The 11,929-nt window shown below is 72.8% G+C and carries 8 protein-coding genes, 1 tRNA gene and 1 pseudogene; 4 read left to right on the top strand and 6 right to left on the bottom strand.

Annotation, left to right across the window (positions count from 1 at the left end):
* Positions 1-345 precede the first annotated feature (345 nt).
* Together LRS74_RS15975 and LRS74_RS15970 are read left to right on the top strand one after the other, a co-directional pair.
* Complete coding sequence (locus tag LRS74_RS15975) at positions 346-1,074, top strand: bifunctional DNA primase/polymerase (protein ID WP_277741634.1); 729 nt, start codon at positions 346-348, stop codon at positions 1,072-1,074.
* 348 nt (positions 1,075-1,422) lie between these two features.
* Positions 1,423-2,316: a hypothetical protein gene (locus LRS74_RS15970; RefSeq protein WP_277741633.1), complete on the top strand. Its 894-nt coding sequence runs from the start codon at positions 1,423-1,425 to the stop codon at positions 2,314-2,316.
* Between the two features lie 747 nt (positions 2,317-3,063).
* Here LRS74_RS15970 and LRS74_RS15965 read toward each other — a convergent pair.
* From LRS74_RS15965 to LRS74_RS15955, 3 genes and pseudogenes are all read right to left on the bottom strand, one after another.
* Positions 3,064-4,044 (bottom strand): DUF5926 family protein, encoded by a 981-nt coding sequence (locus LRS74_RS15965; RefSeq protein WP_277741632.1) that lies wholly within the window; start codon positions 4,042-4,044, stop codon positions 3,064-3,066.
* A gap of 614 nt (positions 4,045-4,658) precedes the next feature.
* Positions 4,659-5,162, bottom strand: a pseudogene (locus LRS74_RS15960) (ATP-binding protein); the annotation flags it as partial.
* Positions 5,163-5,436: 274 nt separating this feature from the next.
* A complete protein-coding gene (locus tag LRS74_RS15955) occupies positions 5,437-6,261 on the bottom strand; it encodes a glycerophosphodiester phosphodiesterase (protein ID WP_277741631.1) in 825 nt (274 codons plus the stop codon).
* A gap of 192 nt (positions 6,262-6,453) precedes the next feature.
* On the opposite strand from LRS74_RS15955, the gene LRS74_RS15950 reads away from it, so the two are divergent.
* Positions 6,454-8,091, top strand: coding sequence for a trypsin-like peptidase domain-containing protein (locus tag LRS74_RS15950; RefSeq protein WP_277741630.1), 1,638 nt, complete (start codon positions 6,454-6,456; stop codon positions 8,089-8,091).
* Between the two features lie 43 nt (positions 8,092-8,134).
* Positions 8,135-8,224: transfer RNA gene (locus LRS74_RS15945), tRNA-Ser, on the top strand.
* 139 nt (positions 8,225-8,363) lie between these two features.
* Here LRS74_RS15945 and LRS74_RS15940 read toward each other — a convergent pair.
* From LRS74_RS15940 to LRS74_RS15930, 3 genes are all read right to left on the bottom strand, one after another.
* Positions 8,364-9,746: a site-specific integrase gene (locus LRS74_RS15940; RefSeq protein ID WP_277741629.1), complete on the bottom strand. Its 1,383-nt coding sequence runs from the start codon at positions 9,744-9,746 to the stop codon at positions 8,364-8,366.
* 59 nt (positions 9,747-9,805) lie between these two features.
* Positions 9,806-9,994 (bottom strand): helix-turn-helix domain-containing protein, encoded by a 189-nt coding sequence (locus tag LRS74_RS15935; RefSeq protein WP_277741628.1) that lies wholly within the window; start codon positions 9,992-9,994, stop codon positions 9,806-9,808.
* Between the two features lie 459 nt (positions 9,995-10,453).
* Complete coding sequence (locus tag LRS74_RS15930; protein ID WP_277741627.1) at positions 10,454-11,929, bottom strand: ATP-binding protein; 1,476 nt, start codon at positions 11,927-11,929, stop codon at positions 10,454-10,456.

The raw sequence follows: 11,929 nt of genomic DNA, 5'->3' as shown, positions 1-11,929 counted from the left end.
CGAGCGTCTTAGTCGGCGACGGCCGCGCCCATCCCCGAGTGGCGGGGGCGGTACACCGGGGTGGCAAGCGCCATGCGCGCGCCACCCCCCGCCACGTTCCACGCTCGGCCCGCGGCGTGATGCGCTGCCCTGTACGCGCAGTGACTTGTGATCCACATGGCGTGACGGTTCGAACAATCCCGGCAAGCGCCACGTAATGCCTTGTACAGCGGTGCTTGCGGCCGACGGTTGCAGGCGCTCGTAGCAGTGCCCTGTAGTGCGGCGCCTCGTGGTGAGTGGCGCCTCGTAGTGCGACGGATTGCTATGGATACGGCCCCTCGGCGTTTACGGAAAGGACGAGCGCTCATGCGCGAGATCCCCGGAAGGCGACGCAAGTTCTCGCTTCTGCGGCCCAGCGGGAGCCCCACCGCGGCGCTCCGCGCGGCCCTGGTCTGTGCCACCGAGTGGCAGTGGCCGGTCCTGCCCGGTGTGGGCCTCCAGCCCGCCGGCGAGGACCCCGGCGGCGGGCGCGGCGGCCCCGGCGCGGGTGACGCCGAGGCGCGCCCGCGCGAGTGCGGCTGCCCGCACCCGGACTGTGCGGTGCCCGGCGCGCACCCCTTCGACCCGGGGTTGCTCGCCGCGACCACGGACGCCCGCATGGTGCGCTGGTGGTGGACCAACCGCCCCACCGCCCCGATCATCCTGGCGACCGGCGGCCGCGCCCCGTGCGCGGTGAGCCTGCCCGCCGTGGCGGCGGGGCGGGCGCTGGCCGTCCTCGACCACGCGGGGGTGCGGCTCGGCCCGGTGGTCGCCACCCCCACCCGCTGGTCGTTCCTGGTCGCGCCGTACGGGCTCGAAGAGCTCGGCGAACTGCTGCACCGCCAGGACTGGGTCCCCAGCTCGCTGCGGTTCCACGGGGAGGGCGGCTATGTGGTGCTGCCGCCCTCGCGGACCGGGGCGGGCCGGGTGCGCTGGGAGCGCCCACCGCTGCGCCGCGCCCGCGCGCAGTGGCTGCCGCGGGTCGAGACCGTGGTGGACGCGCTGGTCGAGGCCAGCGCCAGCGCCCCGGGCGGCGGCAGCAAGCTCGCGTACTGACCCGCCGGTCGAGGCGGACCGCGGAACGCGGCCGAACGGTCGGGGCGCGCCGGGGCGACGGTGGCGACGGGACCGGTCGGGCGCGGCACGGCGTGGGGGCGCCGGGGTCGGTCCGCGGTGACGGCCGTCGGATGCGGTGACGGCGGAAGAGTGCGCTGGGCGGAGGCAGCGGACTCGCTCCATGAGGGCCGTACGGCGGTGAAGCCGTGCGGCCCTCGCCTCACTCGTTCGGGTGCCGTGTGCGTGGAGTCCCCCGGATGGGGGGCGCGGTAGATCGGAATGGTGCGATCTGAGCGCTATGTTCGGCATGCCGACAAACGTTCCCTCGAGGCGCTGATGGGGGTCTCCATGGCGCGCAGGTTCCGCCCCACCCGGCCCACCGAGCCCTCCCGACCCGCCGGGGTCCGTCCCGGCGTCGGGGGCCCGGCCGGCCATGCCCGGGGCGTCGCCCGCCCGGACGGGTCGGGGCGCCCGGCGCGACTGCGACTGGTCGCGCTCGCCGGCGTGGTCACGCTCGGCGCGGGCGTGCCGCTGGCCGTGGCGACCGCGGGCTCGGTCGGCTTTCCGGAATCATCTGGTCCAGAGGCGGCGCCAGTTGGCCTGAATCACCCGGTCGAGGGGCGACTCCACCCGGAGGGAGGAGGCCGAAACCCGAGCATCCGGGTGGGTCCCGGCACCACCGCCGCCTGCGGCCCCGAACTCGCTTCACCCGAAGGGGTGGAGGCGCAGACCTGTGTGCTGACCGAAGGTCGGGAGAGCTGGGCGCGCACCTACTACCGCAACGCCACCGGCGGCCCGCTGACCGTCGCGCTGACCCTCATGCGCGCGGACGGCCAGACCCGGCAGGTCTACTGCCCGGTAGACGCCGACGACGACCCCGCGACCTGCGAGACCCCGCGCGAGACGGCGACGCGCGGGGCGCGGACCCCACGCGGGGCGACCGCCGAGAAGGCCCCTGAGCAGGGCTCCGAGCGGTCGGGAACGGCCCCGGAGGCCGCTGACGGCGCCGCTGAGCGGGTCGGCGGTGCCGAGGCCGCGGAAACCACCGCGATGGCGGAGGTGGCGTCGGCGGAGGGGCTGCTGCTGCTTCGTTCCGGCAGCTCGGACGACACCGGCACGGAAGCGGGGCACGGCCGGGAGAAGGGCCGGGAGAACGGCTCCGGAGGCGGGCGGCAGGGCGCCGTGGATCTTGCCGGTGCGGAGCGCTCGACGGGCAACTCGGCGCGGGAGGCGGGGCGTTAGCCCGTACGCCTCCCCGGACCGTGCCCGGGCATGGAAGCGCCCGGTCGCTGGCGACGGGGGATGCACCAGCGACCGGGCTTCTAGAACCGTAACAAGAGATCGGCGGTTCGCAAATTCGATCGCGGATTTCCGGACGCCCAATTCCCGGCCACCGACGCGAGTTGTGAGCAGGGTCACGCCACCTGAACGACGCTCCGGAGATCGCCGCGAGCCGGGCGCGAGCCGACCCACGCGGCGTGCCGGAGATCGTGGGCGAGGAGCCTGTGGGGGGGGGCGGAGATCGTGGGCGGGGACGCTTGTGTGGGGTGCCGGAGATCGTCGATGGGGTCGCTTGTGCGGGGTGCCGGAGATCGTCGACGGTTGCCCGGGCTGCGTGCCGGAGATCGTCGGCGGGATCGCTCGCGTGGAGTGTGGGAGATCCTCGGCGGGTGGTCGTCCGCGCGGCGCGGGCGGGGACGGATCGTCGGCGGGACGGCCGCGCGGCGTTGAAGATCGCCGTCGGTTGCCCGGGTTGCGACGTCCCGTAGATCCTCTGCGGGTCACCCGCATGGTGTGTCGGAGATCCTCGGCAGGTGGTCGTCCGCGCGGCGCGCGGGGACGGATCGTCGGCGGGTCGACCGCGCGGCGTGTTGCGGGGCGGGATCGTCGGCGGGTCGACCGCGGGGCGTGTTGTGGGGCGGATCCTCGGTGGGCCGACCGCGGGGCGTGTTGCGGGGACGCCCGCGCGGCCGGCCCGTCCGTCGGGCGTCAGCTCAGGGTGACCTGACGGTTGGTGAGACCGCCGCGCGCCCGCCGCTCCTCGGGGGTCAGCGGGGCCTGGGAGGCCAGCGCCTCGCCGAGCCGCTCCGCGAAGGTGGCGGCCGGCTTCTCCACGTCGTCCGCGCGGACCGACTGCGGCAGATCCCACACCGGCACGACCAACCCGTGCGCCCGGAAGGAGCCGATGAGCCGGGTGCCCTCGCCGAGCGAGGAGGCGCCCGCCGCGTGCAGCCGCGCGAGCGCGTCCAGCAGCCCCTCCTCCGGGTGGGCCATGACCCAGCGCAGATGGTTCTTCTCCGTGGCCTGGCACCAGTACGCGGCCTCGACGCCGGTGAGCCGGGCGGTCGGGATCGCGGCGGCGTTGGCCCGCTCCAGGGAGGCGGCGACCTCGCCGCTGGCCCCCTCCGCGTTCTCCAGCCAGAACTCGAAGCCCTCGTGCACGACGGGCGTGAACGGCGCCGTCGGGTCCAGCAGGTCCTGGAGTCGGTCCCCCTCGGCGGTGGTCCGCCCGGCCGCCACCGCCGTGCCCGGCTCGGCGGTCAGCGCGCGCCGGAGGGTGTCCGCCAGGTCGCGGCTGATGTCGCCGGAGGCGGTGTCGTTCTGCAGCCCGAGGAGGACGGCGCCGGTGTCCCGGCGCAGGGCCGGCCAGGCCATGGGCAGCACGGTCGCCAGCGTCACCGACGGCACGCCCTCCGGCAGGCCGTCCTTCAGGCGCAGTTCGGCGGTGGCGGCGGGCACCAGCTCGCGCAGCGCCACCCAGTCGCACTCCCCGGGCAGCCCCTCGAACGGCCGCTGCACCAACTCGGTCACGGCGTGCGCGGCGGCCCGCCCGTGGCACGCCTTGTAGCGGCGACCCGAACCGCACGGGCAGGGCTCGCGGGCGCCCACCACCGGGTAGGTGGCGTCAGCGGATCCGGGGCTGACCCGTGCTCCTGCGGCCTTCGTCTGGGGGCGGCGCTTCTTGGCCATGGTGTGGCTGTCTCCCGGTCGGTACGGCTCAAGGCGGGCACCGTACGGGTCGATGCGGCCCGTACGGCGGTTACGGGCGCGAGCCTAGTCCTTGGGTCGAACCTCGTCGGTTACGCCGGCTCGTCCAGGTCGGCGAAGTCGAGGCCGTCCAGGCCGTCGAGGGCCTCGTGACCGGAGGCGGGGCGGCCGTGGGCGGCGCGGCCGTGCCCGTACCGTCCGGGAACGCGGGGACGGGGCGCCCGCGGACCGGAGCCGCCTCCCTCGCGGGGGCCGGGCTCGGAGCGGTCCCGCTCGGAGCGGTGCGGGCCGGAGGGGTGTCGGACCGAGTGGCCGAGCTCGGGGACGCCGACCTCGCGGGGGCCGCGCTCGGAGCGCTCGGGCTGGGAAGGGGCGAGGCGGGAAGGTCCCGGCTCGGAGAGGCTTGTACTCATCCGGCGGGCGCCCATCTCGGGGACGCTGTCGGGGATTCCTTCGAGGATGTCGCCGGGGATGTCTCCGGGGAAGCCTTCCGGGGTGTCGCCGGGGACGTTCCCCGGGACGCCGCTACCGGTGGCCTCCTCCTCGCCGTGGTCGATGTCGGGCGAGAGCGTGACGCGCGTAGCAAAAGCGTCGCGCGTGGACAGGACGGCCCATACGGTGACCTCGCCGACGGTGTCCCGTACGCCCCAGTCCTTGGACAGGGCGGTGATGATGTGGAGCCCGCGGCCGCCGCGGGCGGTCACCGAAGGTGTGGCCGGAAGCGGTCTTGTGGGGCCGCCGCCGTCCGTGACCTCGACGGTCAGACACGCGCGGTCGTCGACGCGCCAGGCGGCTCGTATGTCCCCGCCGCCCTGATCGTCGGAGCGGAGCGGGCGGCCGTAGCGACACGCGTTGCTCAGGAGCTCGGAGAGGATGAGAACCGCGTCGTCGATGACCGAATCCGGCACCCCGCTCCGGAGCAGATCCCCACGCATCCGGCGCCTGGCCTGACCGACACCCATCGGACCATGGGGTACGGCCATGCTCGACGACGTCGGCACCTCCTGTGCCACCACCAACGCCACCCCCGAGACCTCCTTTGCCCCACGCCAGGGGATGGATGCCCCGCGCAGCTGGAACGGAAACCGGCCACCTGGCATCGAGTGACGCACTCGTCACGATCGAACACCTTCCGAACGCGCCGGTGCACTCCATGTAATGGCCGCAGAGCGGGAGGACGGGGCGGATTACGGGCACGCCGTCGCGCGGCCGAGCGTCGGATTCCGGCCGCCGGCCCGAGCGGGGCCCGAGTGCGGCTCGAGTGGGTGCCGAGCGAGGGTCGCTCAAGGACCGGTCGAGGGCCGGCCCATGGGCGTTCTCGCAGGTGGGGCGGGGTCCATGGGTGGACCGGTCGGTGCGGTCGAGCAGGTGGGGTCAGCCGCGGCCGAGCTGGGAGAGAACCTCCTTCGGTCGGTTGGTGATGATCGCGTCCACACCGAGCGCGACGCACAGCTCCACGTCCTCGGGCTCGTCCACGGTCCAGACGTGCACCCGGTGCCCCGCGCGGTGCAGTCGGGCGACGTAGTCGGGGTCCTTCCGCACGATCCGGATGCTCGGGCCCGCGATGTGCACGCCGGGCGGCAGATGGCCGTCGCGGTGGCGCGGCAGCACGAACTGCATCAGATAGACGGTCGGGATGGCCGGGGCCGCGACCCGCACCCGGTGCAGCGAGCGCGCGGAGAAACTCATCACGCGTACCGACGAGGGCTGGCCGGCCGGGGGCGCGTCCAGGCCGAAGCGGCGCAGCAGCTCGAGCAACCGCGCCTCGACCTGGCCCGCCCAGCGGGTGGGGTGCTTGGTCTCGATGGCGAGCTCGACGCGGCGCCCGGCGTCGGCGACGTACTCCAGCAGCCGCTCCAGGGTGAGCACCGCGGTGCTGTCGCGGTCCGGGGATTCGGGGTCGCCGCCCTGCCCCTTCCAGGAGCCGAAGTCGAGGGCGGCGAGGTCGGAGAGTTCGAGCGCGGAGACCGCGCCGCGGCCGTTGGAGGTGCGGTTGACCCGGCGGTCGTGCACGCAGACCAGATGCCCGTCCGCGGTCATCCGGACATCGCACTCCAGGGCGTCGGCGCCGTCGTCGATCGCGCGCCGGTACGCCGCCAGGGTGTGTTCGGGCGCGACCTCCGAGGCCCCGCGGTGGGCGACGACGGCGAGGGTGTGCGGACTGGGCTGGATCTCCTCGGCCGGGCGCGCATAGGTCATCGCGTTATCGTGCCACCGCTGGGCAGGAGTCCGTGGATATGGTCTACCTACGGTCCGCTATGTCTGACTTGTCGCACCTGTCGCTCCTTACGGTGGCCTGACGCGCGGTGGGAAAAGCTGGTGGAAGGCTCGTCAGCACGTGCCGTGGGCCGGCCGTGCTGTGAAAACCGTCGTGCACCTGAGGAGAGAGCTGTGAGCACCGAGAACGAGGGCGCCGCCGTTCCGTCTGCGGCGTCTCCGGCGCCCGACGTCGAGCCCGCGGTGGCCCATGCCGAGTCCGGCCCGGCGCCGGAGCGGGCGACGGGACCGACGGCGGGAGCGACATCGGCGGCGCGGGAGACGCGCGAGGCGCAGGCGGACGGCGACTACGACCTGCCGGCTCCGGCTCCGGCTTCGCCTCCGGATGTGGCCGCGCCCACGGAACCCCTGGCTCCGGCGCCCGCGTTGGAGACTCCGCCCACGCCAGAGCTCGCGGCCACGACGGCCATGCCGGCGACCGCCGCGGCGGTGGGGTCGGCCGCCCCGCCGTCTCCGCCCCCGCCGCCCCCGGCCCAGGACGGTTCGGGGACCTGGTGGGACGGGACCGGTGCGGGCGCTCCGTACGGCTCCGGCGGCCCGGTCGCCGGCGCGGCGGGCGGCGGCTTCGCCGGTGGTCCGGGTGGCGGCGCGTGGGGCGCGCCGCCGATGCCGCCTCCGCCGTCCGGGCGCGGGCGCTCCGGCGGGATCGTCGCCGCGGTGCTGGCAGCGGTGCTGGTGGCCGGCGGGATCGGCGGCGGGGTCGGCTACTGGGCCGCGGACCGCGACGAGACCTCCACCTCGACCACCGTCTCCTCCTCCGGCGACCCCAAGGCGGAGAGCCGGGCGCCGGGCTCGGTGGCGGACATCGCCGGCAAGGCGCTGCCCAGCGTGGTGACCATCGAGGCGCGGGGCAGCAACGGCGAGGGCGGCACCGGCACCGGCTTCGTCTACGACAAGCAGGGCCACATCCTCACCAACAACCACGTGGTGGCCTCGGCCGCCGACAGCGGCAGGCTCACCGCGACCTTCTCCGACGGCAAGCGGTACGACGCCGAGGTGATCGGTCGCGCCGAGGGCTACGACGTCGCCGTGATCAAACTGAAGAACGCCCCCGACGGTCTGAACCCGCTCCCCCTCGGCGACTCCGACAAGGTCTCCGTGGGCGACGCGACGGTGGCGATCGGGGCTCCCTTCGGCCTCTCCGGCACGGTCACCACGGGCATCGTCAGCGCCAAGAACCGCCCGGTGGCCTCAAGCGACGGCGGCGGCACCAACGCCTCGTACATGAGCGCGCTGCAGACCGACGCCTCCATCAACCCGGGCAACTCCGGCGGCCCGCTGCTCAACGCCGACGGCGCCGTGATCGGCGTCAACTCCGCCATCCAGTCCGCGGGTGGCGGGGGTGGCTTCGGCGGCGGATCCCAGCAGTCCGGTTCCATCGGCCTCGGCTTCGCCATCCCCATCAACCAGGGCAAGAACGTCGCCGATCAGCTCATCAAGACCGGCCAGCCCGTCTACCCGGTCATCGAGGCCACCGTCAACATGAAGGACACCGGCAACGGTGCCACCATCGCCTCCACCGGCGCCGGCGGCAGCGACGCCGTCGCCCCGGGCGGCCCCGCCGACCGCGCCGGCCTCAAGCCCGGTGACGTCATCACCAAGCTCGACGACACCGTCATCGACAGCGGCCCCACCCTGATCAGCGAAATCTGGACCCACCAGCCGGGCGACAAGGTCACCATCACCTACGTACGCGACGGCAAGCAGTCCACGACCCAGCTCACCCTGGGCGAGCGCCAGGGCGACAGCTGACGCGCTAGGCTGATCCCCGCGTCTCCCCTCCGGGGTGACGCGGGGAGAGTTGCCCGAGCGGCCTAAGGGAACGGTCTTGAAAACCGTCGTGGCGGCGACGTCACCGTGGGTTCAAATCCCACACTCTCCGCCAGGTCAGAGAAGCAGCAGGTCAGAGGGCGGGCCCCGGATTCCGGGGCCCGCCCTCTGCGTTCACCCTGTCTCACCCTGACTCGCCCGTATCCCGGTCCTGACCAGTGCGTGCGGGCCAGGTGCGGGCCAGGATCGGCGACTCAGCCGCCGTTGAGCCCCTGCTCGATGAGCGCGTTCGCCTTGTCCTGCTGTCCCCGGAGGATCTTGGCGTAGAACCGGAAGAGAACCGTGAGGCTGTGCCCCGCCCTCCGGGCGACCTCCACCGGGTCCACTCCGGAGTTGATCCACAGGGACACCCCCGCGTGCCGCAGCGAGTACGGCACGTCTGCAAGGGGCGTCTTCGCCTCCTTCGCCGAGAGGGCTTTGAGGCGGGCCGCGTCCCAGAGCGCGCAGTACTCGGTGGAGGTGACGCGTCCACCCTCGACTGCCCGGAAGAGCCGGCCGTCATCGGCCACGCCGTACCGCTCCTGGTGTTCCCGGAGCATCGCCGTGAGGACAGGTGGGATGGGCACCGGGCGGGTGGCCTTTCGCGCCCGTCGCTTCAGGCCGCGCTCGTCGTACGACTTCCCGTCGTCCGTCCAGCCGGAGCCGACCTCGGGACGGCTTCCGGCGAGGATGAGTTCGCCCCACCCGGACGCTGGCAGGGTGCAGTCCGCATCGCGCAGGGCCGCGATCTCCGAGGGGCGCATGGCGGCGTAGTAGAGGCATCCGAAGAACGCGGCCAGGTGCTCGCCCCGGTCGCTGATCTGTCGAACGGCCCCTATGAGGGCGGTGACCTGCTCCGGGTTGGGGACGTACCGGAAGTCGACCTCGTCGTCCTTCACCGGTGCTGCCCAGTCCACGCCACCCAGCGGGTTCGCGGGGAGGATCGTCCGCTCGACGGCGTACCGCAGCACGTTGCTCAGCACCATGCGCTTACGGTTCACCGTGTTGTCGGCCGCGGGCTTCCCGTCGAGCTTCCGGGAAATGGCGTCCAGAGCCGCGCGCAGCCGGTCCGACTTGGCGACCTCGGTCACCTTGTACGTGTGTTCCGAGATCCAGGCGAGCGCCTTGGTGACGTCGGCCGGCGGCTCCTCTACCTGATGCCGCAGCCGCAGGGTGCCCTCCGCGTCCCGCACCGCACGGAAGGCCCACCCATAGAGCGCCCTCCGCAGCACGGATGCTTCCGGGGTCCCGCGCGAGCTGGACGCGAAGACCGGCGTGATGGTGGCCAACGTCTCGGCGATGCTCGCGCGGTGCTTGGCCGCCGCGTTCGGCCACTTCATGAGCACGTACGCGGTGGCGTGCTCGTACCAGGTGGGCGTGGTCAGAACTTCAAGCTCAGAGACCGGCAGCCCGGTCTCCTCGTCGAACTGCTCGCGCTTGCGCAGCGCGGCCATTAGCTCGTTCTGGCGCCCTTCGGCCTGCGTCTTGAGCTTGAAGCTCCGGGAGTGTTTCTGCGTGCCGACTCGCCACCGCAGTTCGAACGGCTTCGGGCGGTTGCGTTGCCGGATGGCCCAAAATTCCACGTCGTACGTGAGCATGCTTCTCCAGATAGGCGAGGGGGCCCACCGGCGGTGGGGCCCCCTCGATGCGGGGTGGATCAGGCGGCGGCTTCCTCGCACTGGGACAGCCAGGCGTCCAGGTCCGAACGCCGAACGCGGAGTTGCCCGTTGGGGAGCTTGATCAGGCGCGGCCCCTGGTTGCGGGCGCGCATCCGGTAGAAGGCGGCTCGGCTCATGTCGAGCTCGGCGAGAACCTCGGGGAGCTTGAGCATCGGCTGACGTGCCATGGCACTCCTTCGTGTGGCGAAGACGGCGGGCCAGGACCCTGTGTCTGTCCGAGGTGGGGATTTCTGCGTCACGGCGTCATCAGCGTCATTTGCCGCTCTGACCTGCGGGTTTCGGTGACGCAGGGGGTGACGGGCTGTGTCACCAGTGACAGAGCTGTTCGTCATGGGGTGACGCAGGTGACGAAGGGTGACGCAGCGATTCGGGCTTTGCGTCACCCTTGTTGATGCAGCTCAGGGGCCGTTTTCGGGGCCGTGGTGACGCAGGTGACGCAGCGTCTTCCTACTTAGGAAAAGAGGGGCCTGTGTCTGTTGTTGTGCGCCCCTTCAGGCGTGAAGAAGGAGCCGCAGAGCGGCACGCCTTTGGGGCGGCGGCAAGCCGCCGAAGAACAAGAGGAGCACCCGTCGCGCCAGGGCCGGGGGTGCTCCTCTTGCCTGTGCGGCGGGCCGCGTGGCGCGGGGCTAGAACACCTCGCCCTGCTCGTCCTGCGCGGGCTTGGGCCGGGCCATCTCGATGTAGCGGGCGGTGCGGGTGCGGCCCCAGTCGACAAGGACGCCGCGGGCGGCGAGGACGGGCTGGAGGCGCTTGAGGCGGTCGGAGAGGACTTTGCCGGTGGTGGGCCAGCCCTTGGGCAGGGGGCGGCACTCTCCCTCGCCGGTGTAGAGCTGGGTGAGTCCGTGAAGCCATTCGGCGGACGTCATGCGGACGTCGGTGCCGGGCTCGATGTCGGCGGCGCGCTTGAGGACGGTCTGGGCGAGGAGGTCGCCCTCGATGACGTCGTCGTTGAGGTCGTCCAGGCTGGCCCGGTAGGCGTCCAGGGCGCCGAAGCTCTGGGCGGCGTCGAGCTGCGCGCACAGGTGGGCGAAGTCGGCCATGCGCAGGTCGGTCGGGATGTCGGCCTGGGTCGCCCGGACGGTGACGGCCAGGTCGAGCACGGATCCGAGGATCACGGGCAGGTCGCGTGCGAACTCCGCCCACAGCTCCGCTTCGGTGCGCCGCACGCAGGGGCGTTCGAGGCGGAGGGGGAGGAGGCGTTCGGCGAGGTCGGGGCGGATGACGCCGACGTCGATGCCGGTCAGGAGCATCGGCCGGCGGTAGCGGGCGCGGACGACGTCGCCGTCGGTGAACAGGGCGCGCTTGATGTTCTCGGCGCCGGTGACGATGCAGCACATGAGGTCGGACAAGTCCGGGCCGAGGTGGGAGAGGTTGTCCATGCCGGTGACCCATCCGGCCGCGACGGCCGTGATCAGGTTCTCCTCGTCCTTCGGGGCGCGGCGCAGGTCGCCGCTCATGCCCTCGATGATGCGGACGAGCATCTTGCCGGCGGTGGACTTACCGGCGCCCTGCGGGCCGGTAAGGAAGGGGGCAGGGACCGGGACATCGGGGCCGAGGCAGCCGATCAGCCACGCGAGGGCCAGGGACTCGGCGCGGGCATCGGTGAAGTTGCACAGCCGCATGAGCAGGTCGATGCCCTTGCCATCGGTGTCCTTGACTGGGAGCGGGAGTTCCCCGGTGAGCTGGGTGCGGCGCCAGCAGACCTCACGGGGGTCGGGAATGAGGATGTCCCAGCCGGTGGGGTGGATGCGGACGGATCGGCCGTCGTCGCGCCCGAGGTCGAGCCAGGTCGCTCCGTCGAATCCGGGGGCGACGCGGATGTGGACGGGCTGGACGTCCTCGGTGAGCGCGAGTGCTTCGATCAAGTCGAGTGCCTCCTTCAAGGCGGTTCCGTTGAAGACGCCGAGCCCGTCGCGGAACAGGCCGACCATGAGTTCCTGGCGGTGGCTGCCGGTCGTGCCCTGGGAGCGGATCGGGCGGGCGACGGGGTGGCCGTTGCGCTGGGCGTAGACGGTGCCGTCGATGGTGCGGAAGTACCGGAAGTGCTCCTGTGCGTAGTCGGTGATGACCTCGCGGGCCGGGCTCTTCTCGTCCTCGGCCAT

Origin of the sequence: Streptomyces sp. LX-29 (assembly GCF_029541745.1) — a bacterium.
In the GTDB taxonomy this organism is placed as follows: Bacteria; Actinomycetota; Actinomycetes; order Streptomycetales; family Streptomycetaceae; genus Streptomyces.
Note: the sequence above shows the minus strand (reverse complement) of the source record. Positions and strands in the feature narration are given on the sequence as shown.